This window comes from Argonema galeatum A003/A1 (assembly GCF_023333595.1).
Lineage (GTDB): Bacteria > Cyanobacteriota > Cyanobacteriia > Cyanobacteriales > Aerosakkonemataceae > Argonema > Argonema galeatum.
Genome location: NZ_JAIQZM010000014.1, coordinates 109,490 through 127,506 on the forward strand (window position 1 = coordinate 109,490; position 18,017 = coordinate 127,506).

The window sequence follows — 18,017 nt, forward strand, 5'->3', positions numbered from 1 at the left end:
CCGCAGGATGACTTGGTGTTTAGCCATCTCTTTCGCAGGAGAGGTGTAAGTCTTTGCCTACGGTTGTTATATTTACGGTTAGTAAAAAATAGCACCAAATGAGAGTTATGCAACCGCGCCTATAACTGTCCATCTTAGAACACCCAGATCGGATGTATTGATTGACGGTGCAAACGAATTAATGAATCTCTCTCGCAGAGATTTTAGATAGTGGCTTGCTGAATCGACGCATAAATCAAAAGAGGAAACCATTGTTATGAACGAGAAGGATCAATCCAATATGAGTCAACATGATGTTCAACCTACAGAAGAAAAAATTGTGATGAGCGAGAACAAGCAGCCTTCTGAGGAGCGTCAAGAAGATGCTCAACCAACTACAGATCAACCTACTATTCATCCAGTTGGCACACGCATTGGTGCTGCTGCTGGCGGAGTAGCAGGAGCGGCTATTGGTAGTTTAATTGGCGGTCGCGCTGGAGCAGCGATCGGTGCTGTAGTAGGCGCAGTAGCTGGCGGTATGACTGGTAATGATGCAGCTGATGGTGTTAGTCGCACTGTAGACGATGTAGTAGGCGCCGTAAAGGGTGTGGCTGAAGGTGTTACCCACACGGTAGAAGATGTAGGGGATGCAGCAAAGGGTACGCTTGAGGATGTCAAGCCCTCTGTAATAGGTATAGCGGAGTCTGTCAAGAGTACAGTTGACGAGGCCAAGCCTTCTGTAGTAGGCATAGCTGAGTCCGTCAGGAGTACAGTTGAGGAAGCCAAGCCTTCTGTACTAAGTATGGCGGAGTCCGTCAGGAGTACAGTTGAGGAAGCCAAGCCTTCTGTAGTAAATGCAGCGAACACCTTTAACCAAGCCGTTGAGGATGTCAAGCCATCTGTAAAAGATGTAGCCCAGTCCGTAAAGAGTGCCGTTGAGGAAGTGAAGCCCTCTGTAGTAGACGCGGTTAAGGGTAGCGCTGAGGGTATCAAAACTTCTGTTCGAGGTGTAGGGGATGCCGTAAGGGATGCCGCCCAGGAAGTGAAGCCCTCTGTAGTAGACGCGGTTAAGGGTAGCGCTGAGGGAATCAAAACCTCTGTTCGAGGTGTAGGTGATGCCGTAAGGGATGCCGCCCAGGAAGTGAAGCCTTCTGTAGTAGACGCCGTTAAGGGTAGCGCTGAGGAAATCAAGTCTTCTGCTCAAAGTGTCGGAAACGCTGTCAGAGATACAGCCCAGGAAGTGAAGCCCTCTGTAGTAGACGCCGTTAAGGGTAGCGCTGAGGAAATCAAGTCTTCTGCTCAAAGTGTCGGAAACGCTGTCAAGGATAAAGCTGAAGATGTCAAGTCCTCTGTAGCGAAGTCTGGAAAAGGTGCAACTGAGGATGTCTCATATGTAACTATTGTTGATAATCGCACTACCTCTGTAGACACTGCAATGCCAGTAGCTTCTACTAATACGGGCTTTGATCAAGGAGAAGTTGCTCCGATGGAAGCGTATGGAGAGACTGGTTACGTTGAGAACTCAACCTTTGGCACTCAATCAGCCAACCTTGGTGTGGAAGATGACAGTGTTGAAGCTAAAAACCAGATTCGCCGGGAACAGTTAGACGTTGACGATCGAAATTTGAACATTATCGATCGCAGCACGCCGTTGTAATAACTTTGCACAAGCTTTCTTGTTTGGTTAAAGCTTGAGTTATAACGTTTGATGGGGGGTGGGTCAACAATGGCCCACCTTTGGCAGTAAAAGTCGGTGCCCTAGTAAGGAGCGACAGTTAACTTGTTGCGTTCCGCCGCAAATTTAATAGCGTCACGTAGGCTTTCGTCATCGAGCCTCCTTTCCCAATTCACCTTGAGTACATCACTTGCACGCTCGTAGAGTGTGACTGTTTCCTCTTTGTTGTGGCGATTTAGGTGAATGATTCCATCAAGTGTAAAATAAATCTCTGGATGTTCGTAGAAGTAGCGAGACCATGCCTGAGTTAGGGCGCGATCGCAAATTGTTACCAATTCCTTTACTGTACCAGCCTGTTCTGCTGCACTAGATGTACGTAAATCCAGGAGTGTTAAGTCGCGTTTAAGACCTAAACGAGCAATATGCTCATTAACGATTTCTACCGTACCTATGTCACCAAAAACTTCAACCAAACAACATTCAAATGTCAGACCGACATACAAAATGCTGCGATCGGGATCTGGATCTGAATTTTTTAAGTCACCCCTATGATGATCGAAACGTCCGCGATCGGACGGGCCATAGGAACGGAAAGTCAGGGCTTGAGTACCATATCTTGTGGGATCGAAAATCCTAAATAAATACTTGTCAGCTGACAAATTGTAAATACAAGGAGATAACTGCCGATCGGGAGGCGGAGGGGGATACTGCACCACTTACTTAACCCCTACTGCTCTTGCTGCATGGAGTACAAAGTCTTTCTGCCCTTGCTTAAGTGCCTCTACGGGAGTGAGTTCATGTAAGAACGAGTTAGGGCGAACTAGCCAAGAAAGCTGTGAATAGGCAGGCACTTCAAGGGCTCGCAAAACCTCTGCCAAACCTGCGATCGTGCCATCTGGCCCAGTCGGATCGAATTGCCATACTGGAAACCGCCATACGCCGTTGTCAAGTATTGCTAGCAGACTACCAGCTTTCACGCGATCGTGGGGTGTCTGACGAGATGTACCCAGCAGAGTAGCTACCTGTGAGGCACTCAACCCCCCATCAAGTAGTTCTCGTCTCTGATTAAAGTACCGCAAAAGAGAAGAAAACTCTAGCTCAAGACGCTCCTCCTTGGTGAGCGGACGACCAATGAGAGATTCTGTTAAATCATCCTGGGAATCTGTACGATTTGATGCTGCAATGGCTTTCTCTAACTTGTCTGCAACCAGTTCTTTCTGAGCGGAAGCCAACTGATTAAGCCATATCTGCACGTAATTTATAATACGAGTTTGGGCGTGCTGTTCGCGATCGCTTACAGCTTCTTCCTTGTAAGTAGGAGCCGATTCAGGGATTTTGGATTCGGGTGTTGCCGTATTACCTGATAATTGGGTTGGCAAGGGGGCATCTTCCTGCTTAGCCTGTGATTGAGCCAACATTTCACTATCAGTTTGCAACCCTGCACAGATATAGTCAAAGTAAACGTTAATTTCCTTTGCAGCTTCTGACTCAATCAAACTGGCAGTTACTTCCTTCATTGCCTGAATTGCTTGAATAGTAGCATCAATGGGAACTCCTAATGAGTTGTAGGTTTCCTTAAGTCCTTTCAGAACCCGTTCATCAAGAATCGCAGTATCGCCTGCGAGCATTGCGTAGGTAGCATAGCGCAAGAAGTAGTCGAGGTCGCGCAGACAAGCAGCATAGCGCCGAGTGGCGTACAGGCTCCCACCAGGGCGAGTAACATCCTTGTACAAGAGGGATTTGCCAAAAGTCTCTTTGACAATGATATCGATATTGGCAGAAATCGTAGTAGCTGCCCGAACTCGAAGTTCGCCAGTTTGGAAATAGCGTTTGAGCTTATCTAAGGTTTCAGTATTTAAGTATTTCCCTTGGCTTTCAGCAGCGTCGATAGCAGCGTGAATAACATCTGGCATGGTTTTATGTAAGAGATGTCAACTATATCTTAGCAACCATGTAAGAGATGTCAACTTCTATCCCAGGTTGCAAATATAGCTAGGTTTAAGTATTTTTGCTCTGCGGGTTGAGGGAAGATAGCTTCATCCTCCTACTCTCACGAGAAACTGGTACTAAGGGAGGCGCTTTACTTTTATCATTAGTATCTTTAAAGCTTTCAACCACCTTAGATAATTCTCCAATTGTCGGTGCCTCAAAAACGCTACGCAAAGGCAACTCCACCTTGAAAGCATCGCGCACTCTGGAAATAAGCTGAGTCGCCATTAAAGAATGACCTCCCAATTCAAAGAAATTGTCGTGGATACCCACACGCTTAACTCCCAAAACCTCAGCCCAAATTTTTACTAGCACTTCCTCAACGGGAGTTTGAGCCGCAACATAACCTCCTGCCAATTCTGGCTTAATCGGATCGAATGCGGGTAAGGCGCGGCGATCGACTTTTCCATTAGCCGTCAGAGGCAAAGATTCCAGCACTACAAAAGCTGATGGCACCATGTACTCAGGCAATTTTTCTGCGAGATAAGTCTGCAACTGCGGCACCAACTTACGCGCTGCTTTAGCTTGCAAAGGATTATTGGCGTAAAATTGCCACGGACGCAACCTTTCTACTTGCTGCACCACAGGGATCGATCGCGTGACATCTTCCCGTACAAACACCACATCGTAGCATCCTTCAGCACCGGAATCCGACCAGCTAATATCAATACTGTAGGGTACGTTCAGAGTATACCAATCTTCTGGATCTATACCCCAATTCTGGAATTTTTCCAAAGCTTCGCGCATCTGCTTTGCTCTTTTAAATTCTTCTGCACCCGATAGCCATTCTGCCGTTTTAACTGCTGCCATCACCCGCGCATTAGGAATGTTGGTGATGCCTAAAATCTCTGGTTGATTATCAATTAATAGCTGTCGCACTGTTGAGACTGTTAAGTTATTTTCGTGCCAGTTCAGCAACTGTATGGAACCCCCCTCAGTCCCCCCGCCACGGGGGGAGGTAAGAATACTCCAGAGCTCTCCCCGATCCCCCTCAGTCCCCCCGCCACGGGGGGAAGTAAGGATGTTCTCTCCCCGATCCTCCTCAGTCCCCCCGCCACGGGGGGAAGCAAGAATACTCCGGCTCTCTCCCCGTGGCGGGGAGGGTTGGGGTGGGGTTCTTCTAGGATCTATTTCACTGCCAGAAGCAAGAATACTCCGGCTCCCTCCCCGTGGCGGGGAGGGTTGGGGTGGGGTTCTTCTAATATCTATTTCAGCGCCAATATAAAGAATTGCATTATAACGAAACTGAGTTAATTCATTGTGGTGGCGACCTCGTATTAGTTGAATTTGGACATTGCTAATCTGTGGAAACTGCTGCTTTAATGCACGGAAGAAACCGGGGTCGATGACTAACTCCGTTTCTTGAAACATTTGCATTTGTACTTGTTGCTGCAACTGCTCGCGGGTAGTGAAAGGTTCTGCTTGATACAGTTGAACCGACGCATGGAAAGCTGGCAAAAGTGGCAGACTACGCACATCTCCTATGAAGATCAAACCACCGGAGGCAGTGGCCTTAATCGCGTTTTCTATAACCTGCACAAGGTAATCAATATTGGGAAAATATTGCACGACAGAGTTGAGAATTACAGCATCAAAAGCTTCTGCTTCTATTCCTTCAAAATCAGTACCCATTTTTTGAAGCAGGGTTACGTGAGGTAATTCTAGATTTGCCAATTGGTGCTGGATGTAGTTGAGTGAAGCAGGGGAAAAGTCCGTTCCCCAATATTTAGTACATTGAGGGGCAATCCTGAATAGAATTAGACCTGTTCCGCAACCAATTTCTAGCACTCGACTGGGTTGCAAAGCTAGAATTTGCGCGACTTGGTTATTTAGCCACTCGCGCATCTGTTCTGCTGGAATCGGTTGATTGGTGTAACTGCTATTCCAACCGACAATATTAAATGTCGGATCTGAATCGCCAGCAGGTTGATTATAAGTTTCGTCGTATAGCATTTGCCACTGCAATACCTGCTCATTCGGCAATTGCGTCTGTTCTTTTTCGCTGTTGTATTCCGCATTGAGCGCTACATAAGCTACTAGAAGATTCTCGCCTGTATCTTGACGATTTATGACGGTCGTTTGCAGTACTGCTGGATGCTGATTCAGAATAACTTCAATTTCTCCCAATTCGATGCGGTAGCCGCGAATTTTTACCTGATCGTCGGTGCGACCTAAAAATTCGATGTTGCCATCTTTTCGATAACGAACTAAATCGCCTGTTTTATAAAGGCGTGTCCCTGGCAGAAACCCGGTTTCTTCTAGAAACCTGGTTTCTGTTAATTCGGGACGGTTTAGATAGCCTCGCGCCAGTCCATCACCAGCAATGTACAATTCGCCAGGAATTCCAATCGGTAAAGGTTGTAAATTTCCATCCAGCACATAAACTTGGGTGTTGGCAATGGGACGACCGATCGCAGGTGCTACATCGGCTTGCTTAGTGACAGGAACTACACCGGAAGTTGTAACAACAGTATTTTCTGTTGGCCCGTAATTATTTACTACTTCAAAAGGATGGGAAGGCGAAGGATACTGATTTAGTTTGTCTCCACCTGTAAGTAATATTCGCAAAGCTGCGTTATTCGGCCAATCTAATGATAAAACTTTCTCTGCTAAAGGTGTTGGTAAAAAAGTAATTGTTATCGCTTTTGATACTAGCCAATCTCGCAGTTGAGAGGGCGATCGCCTAATTTCATCATCTGCAAAATGAATGCTAGCTCCAGCACTTAGATAAGGCCATATTTCCCACGCGCAAGCATCAAAGGCAACTCCGGCTATCTGCGTTGTGCGATCGCGTGGTGAAACTGCAAAGGCTTTTTGATGCCAAAAGACGAGATTCAACAAGCTGCGATGTTCAATTTGGACTCCTTTAGGCTTTCCAGTTGAGCCTGAAGTATATATGACATAAGCCAGGTTATTTGCTGTTACCTTACTCCGAGGATTATTTTCACTTTCTTGAGTAATAGTTTCCCAATCTTTATCCAGGCAGATTATCGATGAATTTTGCTTTCCTAGACGCTCAATCCACCGCTTATGAGTCAATAAAACTGGCACCTGAGCATCTTCAATCATCAAATTCAAACGTTCAGGAGGATAGCTTGGGTCTAAAGGTAAATAAGCTCCACCCGCTTTCAGGATACCCAACATTCCGATTACCATATCGAGCGATAGCTCGGCTCGATCTACACAAAGCCCTACCAAAACTTCTGCACCAACACCCAGTTTTTGTAGATAATGTGCAAGTTTGTTGCTGCGTATATTTAGTTCTCGATAAGTGAGCGTTTTATCTCCAAATACCAGCGCTAAGGCATCAGGGTTCTGCTCTACTTGAGCTTCAAACAACTGATGAATACATCTATCTTGTGGATAATCTGCCTGAGTATTGTTCCATTCCACTAATAATTGATGTAGCTCAGATTCGCTTAATAGCGGTAAGTCCGCGATTCGTTGTTCTGGATTCGCAACAATAGCTTCTAGCAGGTTTTGGAAATGTCCCATCATCCGATTAATCGTCGCTTCATCAAATAAATCTGTGCTGTAAATTACAAAACCGCTAATTCCTTCTGAGCTATTTACCCATAGGTTATTGTTGGGCGTTAGAGGAGATCCTTCTTTGTGCGATCGGTCCCACAAGTGAAACTCCAAATCAAACCGCGTTGTCTCGCTATTAAATTCCAGCGGACTTAGCGTTAACCCAGGTAATTCTAGCGCCGACATAGGCGCATTTTGTAGCGCAAACACAACCTGAAACAAGGGATTTTGATTTAAGTTCCGCTCAGGATGCAGTTCCTCGACCAACTTCTCAAAAGGCAAATCTTGGTGAGCATAGGCTCCCAAAGCTACCTCTTTGACTCGATTTAATAATTCTCTAAAACTTGGGTTTCCCGATAAGTCAGTACGCAGCACCAAACTATTGACAAAAAAGCCGATTAATCCTTCAATTTCACTGCGATTGCGATTAGCGATAGGCGAACCCACAGCAATATCTTCTTGCTGCGTATAGCGGTAGAGTAAAATCTGGAATGCTGCCAGCAGAGTCATGAACAAAGTTACCCCTTCCTGTTGGGAAAGAGCCTCTAACGCTTGACTTAAACTTTTCGGTAGTTGGACAATTTGCGTTGCACCTCGATAAGTTTGAACTGCTGGCATCGGTCTATCGGCAGGCAAATTTAGCATAGAAATGCCATTTAATTGTTGCCGCCAGTAAGCAAGTTGTGTTTCTAACACTTCCCCTTGCAACCACTCGCGCTGCCAGTGTGCAAAGTCAGCATATTGGATGGGTAATTGTGGCAGAGGTGAAGGCTTCTCGCTGGCGAAAGCTGTGTAAAGTGTGCCTATTTCTCTAATTAGCACTCCGATAGACCAACCATCGGAAATAATGTGGTGCATATTCAACAAGAGAATATGTTCTGCTTCATCCAACCGCAGTAATTTTACTCGCAGCAATGGGTTACTTGATAAATTGAAAGGGCGTTGAGCCTCCTGGGTAGTTAGCCGTCGCGCTTCCTTTTCTCGTTCTGCTTGTGGCAATTCCCGCAAATCTATTACTGGTAAGGATACTTTTAAGGCGACATTAATTGCCTGAACTGTTTGTCCTTCCATCGTTACAAAATTAGTGCGTAAAGCTTCGTGACGCTGCACAATTTCGTTAAAAGTTTGTTCCAGTGCCGCTAAGTTGAGCAAACCTAACAAACGCAATGCTGCCGGAACGTTATAGAAAGAATTGTTGGGTACTAATTGGTCAAGAAACCACAGCCGCTGTTGTGCAAAAGAGAGACGTATATTTCCATCCCGCGAGATAGATACAAGAGGTATAGAAGTAGTGTTATTAGTAGAATTAGCTGTCCTTAAAAAGGAAATAATTTCTGCTTTGCGCTGAGATATTTCTGCACGCAGTTCTGGTGTCAGAGTTCCTTCAGGGGCGTTGCAGCGAAGGCGAAGCTCCTCCGTATCTGCCCTGCTAACGCTCTCAAGAAATACATTAATATCTAGACTTCTAAGATAAGACAAAAACTCAACTATATTCAAAACCACACCTCTTATCTGAACATTAATCAAAGTGATATAGCGGTTCTCACCGACATGAGGTACGCCAGATTCTTTGAATCCCAAGGTTTTTGAGCTTTGGTATATACCTCATCTACCTGAGAAAGGCTATAGCTGTTATTTGCTAGTCGTCAACTGACCCAGGCGCTTTAATACACTCAGTACACCATACACATCATTCCCAGGATTAAAAATATAGAACATTTTAGACATGGCGTACTGCGGAGTCTGTTGTTTTACCAATTTGATAAACATGAAACTACCGCCATTTGTTAGCAACCCAAAGGTAAATTTATCTGAATCGGGATTTGCCAACATATAAGCTAGTAGCTGCGCTCTTCCTACTTCTAGAGAGAAAGCCGCCTGCTTGGACTCGATGACCGTTACCCAAAGTTGTTCAAATAAAGCCAGTACATCAATCTGTCCTTTGTACATTACTCCTTCATCCTCTGCTGAAATCTCCACAGATTTTTCGGAAGTTATGTGAAATGGAGATAGATAAAAATCTGCTAAATCTAACAGTGGAGATAGGACTACCATTTTGACAGTATTTTCGAGCATGGGAGGGTACTCAAGTAGATTGGAATAACTCTCCTTAACTCGATCGAGTCGCTGCTTTTCTAAATCGGTGATTTCTGGCAAGTTATCCTGCCACTCCCGAAAAAATTGATCGTCCTCAACTAGCTGGACTCCAAATCTTGCTCTTAAGTCACGCAGGGTGACGTTTTTAGCTCGCAGTGTTTGAACCATAATTTAGAATTCCACCTCTTCTCGCGTATTTATTGTAGTTGTAGTGCTATCCAGACCTTTCGCTGCCCAAGACATTGTTTCAATATACCTCGCCAAACTAGCCACAGTCGGTGCCTCAAACAAGTTGCGTACAGGCAACTCTATTTGGAAGGCGTCGCGTATGCGGGAAGTTAGCTGAGTCGCTAGCAAGGAATGACCGCCCAATTCAAAGAAGTTGTCGTGGACACCTATCTGCTGCCTACCCAAAATCTTACTCCAAATTTCTACTAGCACCTCTTCGACAGAAGTCCGAGGTGCGACATAATTTTCTTCGATCTCAATACTCAGCGTATCTATCGCAGGTAAGGCACGGCGATCGACTTTACCATTGGGCGTCAGCGGTAGGGACTCCAGCACCACATACGCTGAAGGCATCATGTATTCTGGTAACTTTTCTTTCAGAAATTGGCGTAGGTCAATCGATTTTGGATTTCGGATTTCGGATTTTGGATTAATTAGTTTGTTTTCAGGAACAATATAAGCCACCAAATACTTATCACCAGGGATGTCTTCCCTAACGATCGCCACCGCATCTCTCACTGCTGGATGTTGATTTAGCACCGCTTCAATCTCTCCCAATTCGATGCGAAAGCCGCGAATTTTTACTTGTTCGTCGAAGCGACCTAAAAACTCAATATTGCCGTCTGCTAAATAGCGAGCTAAATCACCTGTTTTATAAAGACGGACTCCTTGGAGAAACCCGGTTTTTTGGAGAAAGCGGGTTTCTGGTAACGAAATGAAGCGATCGGCAGTTAAATCAGAGCAATTGAGATATTCTCGCGCCAGTCCATCACCGCCGATGTATAACTCGCCTGTCGCGCCGATAGGTACTGGCTGTAAATGGGAATCTAGGAGATAAATCTGCGTGTTTGTAATGGGGCGACCAATGGGTATAGATGTGGCTGATTCTGGTACGTCTTGCACGCAGTAATAAGAAGAAAATGTTGTATTTTCTGTAGGGCCATAAACATGAATTAATTGCTTTGGCGAACCATTTTTGATAACTTTTTTAACCCACCTGGGATCGACAGCTTCGCCTCCGAATAGCAAGTATCTTAACGAAACGAAAGCTTGCGGAACATCTCTGGCGATCTGTTGGAATAAGGCGGTGGTCAAAAATAGGACGCTGATGCCTTTTTGGCGGAGTTGTAATGCCAAATCGTGAGGCGAGAGCGTGACATCTCTACTAATTCCAACGAGTTGAGCGCCGTTAAGCAATGCTCCCCAAATCTCGAATGTTGCTGCATCGAAGGAAGTGTTGGAAACTTGGGCAATTTTATCATAAGATGCTAATTTTATATAATTTGTGTTGCACACTAACCGATTTACAGCTTTATGAGTTACAGCAACTCCCTTGGGTTTTCCTGTAGAGCCAGAGGTGTAGATTACATATGCTAGGTTGTCGCTTGTGACGGCGGCGTTCGGCGTTTCTTTGCTTTCTCGATCGATAATTTCGCAGTCTTTATCCAAGTTAACTAAGGAGTGCGAAAAGTTGTCAAAATGCTCTGCTAATTTCTCTTGGGTTAGCAACACTTTAACTTGTGCATTTTCCAGCATGAAATTTATGCGATCGCACGGATAGCTAGGGTCTAATGGCACATAAGCTCCTCCCGCTTTCAAGATACCCAGCAACCCCACAATCATTTCGACAGAAGGCTCGACGCAAATGCCAACTAAAACTTCCGCACCAACTCCCAAGTTTTGTAAGTAATGCGCTAATTGATTGCTGCGAATATTTAACTCCCGGTAGGTAGTTTCCTTGTGTTCAAATACAACTGCTATATTATCGTAATTCTGCTTTACCTGTTCTTCAAATAACTGATGTATACATTTAGATTGAGGATAATCAGCCTGGGTATCGTTCCATTCAATTAACACCTGATGCAACTCGGCTTCGCTCAACAACGGTAAATTTGCGATTTTTTGTTCTGGATTTCCAACAATACCTTCTAGCAGTGTTTTAAAATGTCCCAACATCCCGGCAATAGTGGCTTTATCAAATAGATCCGTGTTGTAAACCACTACGCCTCTAATACCCTCAGAATCCTGCCATTCTCCTCCCCATAGGCTTCGGAAATCCTCCGAACACTTCCACAAGTGCAACTCCAGATCGAAGCGCGTTGTTTTAAAGTCAATATTCATGAAGCTAGGCACTAATCCAGGCAATTCTAGCGCCGACATTGGCGCATTCTCGAAACCAAAAACCACTTGGAATAGCGGATGTCGATTTAAATTTCTTTCGGGATGCAATTCCTCAACTAGCTTTTCAAAAGGCAAATCTTGGTGGCTGTATGCGCCTAACGTTACTTCTCTTACTCTGCCGAGCAGTTCTCGAAAAGTTGGGTTTCCAGATAAGTTGGTGCGTAGTACCAAACTATTGACAAAAAAACCAATTAATCCTTCAATTTCGCTCATATTTCGGTTGGCAATTGGCGAACCTACCGCTATATCTTCCTGATTGGTGTAGCGGTAAAGCAATGTCTGAAATGCTGCTAGTAGGGTCATGAATAAGGTGACACTTTCTTGTTGGGAAAGAGTTTCTAAAGCATCGCTTAACTTTTTCGGTAACTCTAAAAATTCTGTCGTTCCTCGATAGCTTTGTATAGCAGGTTTCGATTTGTCGGTAAGCAGATTTAGCGTGGAAATACCGTTTAATTGCTGCCGCCAGTAAGTTAATTGGGTTTCCAATATTTGCCCTGGTAACCATTCGCGTTGCCAGTGGGAAAAGTCCGCGTATTGGAGAGGTAATTCTTGCAGAGGAGAAGGCTGTTTTTGTGCAAAAGCTGTGTAGATTGTCCCCAGTTCTCGAATTAGCACCCCTATAGACCAATCATCGCAGATAATATGGTGCATATTCAGCAATAAAATATGTTCTGTCTCTTCCAGCTTAAGTACCATCACTCGCAGTAATGGCCCACTGGACAAATCGAAAGGTCGATCGCATTCTCCGGTGACGATGCGCTTTGCTTCAGCCTCCCGTTCATCTTTTGTCAACTGCCGCAAGTCTAATATAGGTAGAGATATGTTTAAAGTGGGAGCAATTACCTGCACGGGTTGCCCCTCTGCGATCGCAAATCTGGTACGCAAGGCTTCGTGGCGGCGTACAATTTCATTGAAAGTTCGTTCTAAGGCGGTTATATTGAGCGAACCTGTCAAGCGAATTGCTGTCGGTACGTTATAAAAGGTATTGCCCGGAACCAACCGATCGATAAACCACAATCGCTGCTGGGCAAAAGATGCAGGAAAAATGAATACATCCTCTTCTTGAGGAAGATTGACTTTTTCTTCAGTATCTGTAATTGAATCGTCATAAAAATCTGGCATAATTTCGCTTTTGTTTCTCCGATCTTAAAGGATAGCTACTGATGACAGTTTCTGGTTGTATCTGGGATGCTCCACCAGCAGATTTTACATTGTCGAGTAATGATATTCATATCTGGTCTGCTTGTATTGACTTACCCAGTCTACGGGTTCAGCAGCTAGCACAAATCCTCTCTGAGGATGAGCTAAAGAGGGCCGAGAGATTTTACTTTGAGCAGCATAGAAACCGTTTCATAGCTCGTCGTGGAATTCTCAGAACGATTTTGAGTCGCTATTTGGATAGATCGCCAAATGAGTTGGAATTTAATTATGGTTCTCGCGGCAAACCTGCACTGGCGGAAACCTGCGGTGGGGATAGACTGCGGTTTAATTTATCTGACTCTCATGGATTTGCTCTATATGCGGTGACGTGCGATCGCAATCTCGGTATCGACATCGAACAAATCCGTCCCATTGACGATGCCGAACAAATTGCCAAACGTTTCTTTTCCTCCCAAGAATATGGTGTACTGCGCGACCTCGATCGCAGTCAACAACAAGCAGCATTTTATAATTGCTGGACTCGCAAAGAAGCTTATGTGAAAGCAATTGGAGATGGATTAAGTTTACCCCTGGATGGATTTGATGTTTCCTTATCTCCAGGAGAACCAGCTAAGCTACTTAGTATCAAAAGCGATACCGAATCAGCTGCTAATTGGTTGCTTCAAGATTTTACCCCTGTGACTGGCTATGTCGCTGCTCTTGCCGTAGAAGGTTTTGGTTTTAATATCAGCTGCTGGCAGTGGCTGGAGGAGTGAAAATCGGCTCTTCCGTATTTACTATGTTTTTGTTCAGTTAAGAACATTTTTATTGATTTTCTCATCTGCTCCTCTGCTCAAATAGCATAGTAAGTACGGAAGACCTATTTTTGTGGGTGCAGTTACGTTTTTTTTGTTCATGTGGAGTCATTAGTATTTTAAATCATAAAAATCATAGCTTTTATAAAAAAAAGTTAAAGAAATTACAAGTTACTGAGGGCGTCTATGGTAAAGTAACTCCTGTAAACGAGCAACTAAAAAAAACCATGACCAAATCCAGCATAAAGCTACCCAGCGGTGAACTTACCGTTTTCGCAAAAGAGGAAAAAAACCTTCCTAGCTTGACCAACCAATCTGACAAAACGATAACATTGAAAATTCAAGCTGAGGGAAAGTGGAGTTACGGAGGTAAAGACGCATTCGCCAGTCAAGTGGATGGCGATGGCAATACGGCGCAGACCGGACGAAATCCATATATGCGTTTCCCAGACGTAACGCCAGCGGCACTGGTGGCGGTAATTGATGGCAAACCTGTGGGAAGCGGCAAGGAACATACGATCGAGATCCCACCAGGCAAGACTGTATCGTTTATAAACAATGACCAACCGGGTGTGTACGGTGACAACAGTGGCAGTCTCACGATTAAGTGGTCTATTGCCAGCATCAAGAACGGTAACGGTTCTACTTCAACTAAAGAAGAATCTATTGTCTCTGGCCCTGACAATAAAACCTTTCCCCTACCTAGCGGCGAACTTATTGTTTTCGCAACTGAAGAAGAAAACCTTCCCAGCTTGATTAACGAATCGGACAAAAAAATAACATTAAAAATTCAAGCTGAGGGAACGTGGAACTACGGGTGGAGCGACAACAACGCCCCGATCGCTAACATGGTAGATGCCAATGGCAATCCGGCGAATACGGGGCGAGAACCATATATGCGTTTCCAAGGCATAACGCCAGCAGCACTGGTGGCGGTAAAAGACGATCGAGCTGTTGCTAACGGCAAGGAACAGACAGTTGAACTCAATCCTGGCGAAACCGTATCGTTCATCAACAATGACCAACAATACATATACTTTGACAACAGTGGCAGTCAAACCGTTAAGTGGTCAATTTTGAGCGTCAATTAATCGGATAGCTTACCCCACCCCCTCACCCCCTCCCCGCAACAGGGAGGGGGAAAATTTAGAGGCTCTTCCAGCACTCCCACACCCCACACCCTAAGCAACTTGAGAAATAGTAACTAGCGGTTTAGGTTGAGGTAAAGGTTTACCGTCTTGTTGATATTCTTCAACGAGTAATTCCAAAACTTCTTGAGCGTTGCTTAAAGCTTCTTGATATGTATCTCCGTGAGTGTGAAATTGTTGAGTAGGAAACTCTGGTAAATGGACTAAATAACATCCATCTTCTTCACTCCATTGGATCACAATAGTATAAGGTAATTTCATTCTTCTGACTCCTTTTCTTGAATTTTTTGTAATTTAGCTAATTTTTGATTAACTTCTTTTTCTAAATATGCTTTAGCATCATCCCCATCTTTACCTGAAATGGTGATCGGATCGCCTGGTAATAAAGTATGATACCAACGACTATGACTTCCTTTGGCTGAACGATAGACAAAACCTGCTTTTAAAAGTAAACTTTTGAGATCTCTAATTTTTTTAGGCATAGTCAAAGAAGATATTGTTCATCTGTTTGGTTGCCTTCAATTTCCAGAAGAGTTGGGTATTGATTATTTTAGCAGATTTATTAGCGATCGCACTCCCAAACTCGCACATATCCAAAGTGCGATCGCATTTTCTCTTTTGCCGAGACTTGACTTCGATCCGAATACTCGTATATCATTAATATAACTGTAGTTACAAATATTAAACGACCATTACTGCTATCTATCTAACTTAACCATTGACTATTACCTAATGCTAGGCAAAAACATAGAAAACTTCAAGTGCAACCTCATGTCACCTTTACAAACAAAAGAAAAAGGTATTCCGAATAAGCGAAAGAAAAAAGCTTTCTGCACTTCCTTAAAACGCAGGCACAAAACTTTAAATTATAAGAGAAACGTTCCTGTAACTTATGAGGATGAGTCTCTGGCGCTGTCCGAACGCGATAGTCGATTTTTCATATCTGTGATGGAAAATCTGCCTGCACCTTCAGAAGCGTTCCTCTCAATTTTTGAATAGTGTATCTAGTAGGTCTGGCACAGAAGTGACTCACGGAAGACTAAATATTGATTTTGCTAAGCAGGGTAAGCATATCCCCGGTCATCCAAATTATATCCCTGGTAAAAGCATATTAACCCATCCAGATCCGCAAGAGCTCATCAATCGTTTTGCGGGAACGGGACAACCTCTCAAAGGTACTTTTGGACAACCAGGATTTAAAGAGCGTGTGGATTTTGGCGAAATTATTGGAGAGTACATCGATCCTAGTGCCGGAGTTGCTACACTAACATCAAAGGGAATCTTGCACTATTCCCAAGCAGGAGTTCACATCGTTCCAGCGAGGCCGTGAAATTATGCAGATAGTTGAAATGCGAGCTAGGGTAATTTTATCAGTTCAAAGAGCGCTTCTGGGAGAAGTTTCACCAGCACTTCGCGGCGTAACGGTGGGATGGGATGAAAAAAGTATCGCGATCTTTTGTTATTTCGATGGTTTTATATCTGAGGAAGAACGAGAAGCCATGTCATGCGTTGAGACAGAAGTAATGGCTGATTTTCCAGCAGACATTCAGATTGATTTAGATATAATTCAGTGCGATGCACCCCATGAAATGAAGTTGCTGGATGTTTGGGTTTATCGCAGACGTGAAACTTTGCCTAAATTAACAAATATGCCAATTTTTAAGCAATTTAAATTTAATGGGATTTTCAAACAAGCTAATGCCAATGATGAATTTACCGTGGATATCAATAATGCTGTTATTTACTGTTATGCCAATGGTTTAGTTATGCTTGAATGCAATCCCATAACAGTAAGAGAAATTAATGAAAAAATTTTTATTGACGTGGGTGAAAAATATTCATATAAACAAAGTGAGATTGTTAGGAGTAGCGAAGAACAATTACCACCAGAAGAGGATTACGCAAAAAAAATCTTGCGGCCTTTCCAGTTTGAAGGTTTAGAAAAAGTATTAATTGATCATGGTTATGAAGGAATTTATCAGATAGAGGGCAAAACTACTGAAGGATGGAATGTATTAGCGGAAGTTTATAAATACAATATAAGCATATCTTTTAGTAATAATTTATTATATAAAAATATACATAAAGATGCAGGAAAATCTTTCATAGGATTGAGTAATTTATCTATAGATTATTCGCCTAATATTAAAAAAGAAGAAAGTAATCTTTTAGAGGTTACATACGGTATTGTTGATTTGCCGATTAGAGTACCATTTGCTACATCATTTCTTGATTCTCAAGCAGAAATTAGCGTTAAACCAATCAGAATTGAAGAAGGAAAAAATTTAATAGATGCAGTACTAAATGCTGAGATAAAGTTTAAAAAGTTACCTGTTGATGAGGTAATCAATTATGAATATGAAAATTACTACACTTGGTTTAATTTAATATTATCTTTTGCATCCGGGCATACTACAGAGTCAATTTATCAACTAAAAACATTCAAAGTAGAGCATGAGCAAAACCAAATTATAGAATATTGGATTGGTGGTAATCCTAAACTTAAAAAGAGAGATATTGAGGTTATTCAAGATCTTGAAGATTTTATTTCCAAGATTGCTAATGAGGTTAATTATGATAAATTTGATAAAAAAGGTTTAGGTTTGGCACTTAGTTGGTATCAAGACAGCTTATCTAGTGATATGAATTCAGTGCAATTCATATTTTTATGTACTGCCTTAGAAACACTTAATTACGAACATAACAAAGATGTTAGTAATAGCGTGCTACCAACACGAAATTACAGGAGAATAAAAGAAAAAATATTGCGTGCTTTTGCTAACATACTCCAAGAAGAAAAACAACTCATTAGTTCAGATAACAATATCTCACAGGAAGAAAAAGAAAAAATTATTAGCCAAGTAGATATTTTTAACAAGATATTAGTAAAACCTTTCGATCAGGGTGACTATAACAAAATCGGTAATCTTAGAACCTCTCTTCAAATAATGCTTGACTATTATAAAGTCAAATACGATGATCTATTTCCTAAGCTTGAATTCATAGGCGCTAGAAATAAATTGATACATAATGGCTATGGTGGGTTGGATGTTGAACCAGGAGTATATTTTACACCAAAGCTTAAAAGTTTGTTTATACGTACAATTCTTTCTATGCTTGGATATCAGGGTAACTATATGGAGATGGAAAAAGTAGAACTAGAGAAAAAGCCGAAATATAATATGTACCGACCTGTGTGTAAAGGCTTCCCACTATCATAAAGGAAATAGTACTTGT

The 18,017-nt window shown here is 43.1% G+C and carries 13 protein-coding genes and 1 pseudogene; 7 read left to right on the top strand and 7 right to left on the bottom strand.

Going from position 1 to position 18,017, the window contains the following annotated elements; translation table 11 throughout:
• Positions 1-256: 256 nt before the first annotated feature.
• On the top strand, positions 257-1,636 hold the full coding sequence (locus tag LAY41_RS16465) for a glycine zipper domain-containing protein (protein ID WP_249099991.1): 1,380 nt from the start codon (positions 257-259) through the stop codon (positions 1,634-1,636).
• Between the two features lie 101 nt (positions 1,637-1,737).
• On the opposite strand, the gene LAY41_RS16470 is transcribed toward LAY41_RS16465, so the two are convergent.
• From LAY41_RS16470 to LAY41_RS16490, 5 genes and pseudogenes are all read right to left on the bottom strand, one after another.
• Positions 1,738-2,370 carry an RES family NAD+ phosphorylase gene (locus LAY41_RS16470; protein WP_249099993.1) on the bottom strand — a complete coding sequence of 211 codons (633 nt, stop codon included), beginning with the start codon at positions 2,368-2,370 and terminating at the stop codon, positions 1,738-1,740.
• 717 nt (positions 2,371-3,087) lie between these two features.
• Positions 3,088-3,567, bottom strand: a pseudogene (locus LAY41_RS16475) (globin family protein); the annotation flags it as partial.
• Between the two features lie 85 nt (positions 3,568-3,652).
• Positions 3,653-8,668, bottom strand: coding sequence for a non-ribosomal peptide synthetase (locus LAY41_RS16480; protein WP_249100118.1), 5,016 nt, complete (start codon positions 8,666-8,668; stop codon positions 3,653-3,655).
• Positions 8,669-8,803: 135 nt separating this feature from the next.
• Positions 8,804-9,436, bottom strand: a complete 633-nt coding sequence (locus LAY41_RS16485) for a restriction endonuclease subunit R (protein WP_249099997.1) — start codon at positions 9,434-9,436, stop codon at positions 8,804-8,806.
• A gap of 3 nt (positions 9,437-9,439) precedes the next feature.
• Complete coding sequence (locus tag LAY41_RS16490) at positions 9,440-12,799, bottom strand: non-ribosomal peptide synthetase (protein WP_249100000.1); 3,360 nt, start codon at positions 12,797-12,799, stop codon at positions 9,440-9,442.
• Positions 12,800-12,840: 41 nt separating this feature from the next.
• Between LAY41_RS16490 and LAY41_RS16495 the strand changes: the two genes are divergently transcribed.
• Both LAY41_RS16495 and LAY41_RS16500 read left to right on the top strand, forming a co-directional pair.
• Positions 12,841-13,593 carry a 4'-phosphopantetheinyl transferase family protein gene (locus tag LAY41_RS16495; protein WP_249100003.1) on the top strand — a complete coding sequence of 251 codons (753 nt, stop codon included), beginning with the start codon at positions 12,841-12,843 and terminating at the stop codon, positions 13,591-13,593.
• 266 nt (positions 13,594-13,859) lie between these two features.
• The gene (locus tag LAY41_RS16500; protein ID WP_249100006.1) at positions 13,860-14,723 is read left to right on the top strand and encodes a LecA/PA-IL family lectin; all 864 of its coding nucleotides are present in this window, start codon (positions 13,860-13,862) and stop codon (positions 14,721-14,723) included.
• Between the two features lie 90 nt (positions 14,724-14,813).
• Here LAY41_RS16500 and LAY41_RS16505 read toward each other — a convergent pair whose 3' ends face one another.
• Together LAY41_RS16505 and LAY41_RS16510 are read right to left on the bottom strand one after the other, a co-directional pair.
• Complete coding sequence (locus tag LAY41_RS16505) at positions 14,814-15,041, bottom strand: type II toxin-antitoxin system HicB family antitoxin (RefSeq protein ID WP_249100009.1); 228 nt, start codon at positions 15,039-15,041, stop codon at positions 14,814-14,816.
• The gene (locus LAY41_RS16510) at positions 15,038-15,262 is read right to left on the bottom strand and encodes a type II toxin-antitoxin system HicA family toxin (protein WP_249100011.1); all 225 of its coding nucleotides are present in this window, start codon (positions 15,260-15,262) and stop codon (positions 15,038-15,040) included. The genes LAY41_RS16505 and LAY41_RS16510 overlap by 4 nt, the downstream gene beginning before the upstream one ends.
• On the opposite strand from LAY41_RS16510, the gene LAY41_RS16515 reads away from it, so the two are divergent.
• From LAY41_RS16515 to LAY41_RS16530, 4 genes are all read left to right on the top strand, one after another.
• Positions 15,237-15,446, top strand: a complete 210-nt coding sequence (locus LAY41_RS16515) for a hypothetical protein (RefSeq protein ID WP_249100014.1) — start codon at positions 15,237-15,239, stop codon at positions 15,444-15,446. The two genes, LAY41_RS16510 and LAY41_RS16515, sit on opposite strands and share 26 nt — an antisense overlap.
• A 105-nt stretch (positions 15,447-15,551) precedes the next feature.
• Positions 15,552-15,779, top strand: coding sequence for a hypothetical protein (locus LAY41_RS16520; protein WP_249100017.1), 228 nt, complete (start codon positions 15,552-15,554; stop codon positions 15,777-15,779).
• 25 nt (positions 15,780-15,804) lie between these two features.
• The gene (locus LAY41_RS16525; RefSeq protein WP_249100020.1) at positions 15,805-16,110 is read left to right on the top strand and encodes a polymorphic toxin type 50 domain-containing protein; all 306 of its coding nucleotides are present in this window, start codon (positions 15,805-15,807) and stop codon (positions 16,108-16,110) included.
• A gap of 4 nt (positions 16,111-16,114) precedes the next feature.
• A complete protein-coding gene (locus LAY41_RS16530) occupies positions 16,115-18,001 on the top strand; it encodes a MafI2 family immunity protein (protein WP_249100023.1) in 1,887 nt (628 codons plus the stop codon).
• Positions 18,002-18,017 lie beyond the last annotated feature (16 nt).

Bases quoted from the DNA above. Each gene is read 5' to 3' on its own strand.
- LAY41_RS16465 (WP_249099991.1), top strand. From the start codon at position 257: ATGAACGAGAAGGATCAATCCAATATGAGTCAACATGATGTTCAACCT.
- LAY41_RS16485 (WP_249099997.1), bottom strand. From the start codon at position 9,436: ATGGTTCAAACACTGCGAGCTAAAAACGTCACCCTGCGTGACTTAAGA.
- LAY41_RS16490 (WP_249100000.1), bottom strand. From the start codon at position 12,799: ATGCCAGATTTTTATGACGATTCAATTACAGATACTGAAGAAAAAGTC.
- LAY41_RS16495 (WP_249100003.1), top strand. From the start codon at position 12,841: ATGACAGTTTCTGGTTGTATCTGGGATGCTCCACCAGCAGATTTTACA.
- LAY41_RS16500 (WP_249100006.1), top strand. From the start codon at position 13,860: ATGACCAAATCCAGCATAAAGCTACCCAGCGGTGAACTTACCGTTTTC.
- LAY41_RS16505 (WP_249100009.1), bottom strand. From the start codon at position 15,041: ATGAAATTACCTTATACTATTGTGATCCAATGGAGTGAAGAAGATGGA.
- LAY41_RS16510 (WP_249100011.1), bottom strand. From the start codon at position 15,262: ATGCCTAAAAAAATTAGAGATCTCAAAAGTTTACTTTTAAAAGCAGGT.
- LAY41_RS16520 (WP_249100017.1), top strand. From the start codon at position 15,552: ATGTCACCTTTACAAACAAAAGAAAAAGGTATTCCGAATAAGCGAAAG.
- LAY41_RS16530 (WP_249100023.1), top strand. From the start codon at position 16,115: ATGCAGATAGTTGAAATGCGAGCTAGGGTAATTTTATCAGTTCAAAGA.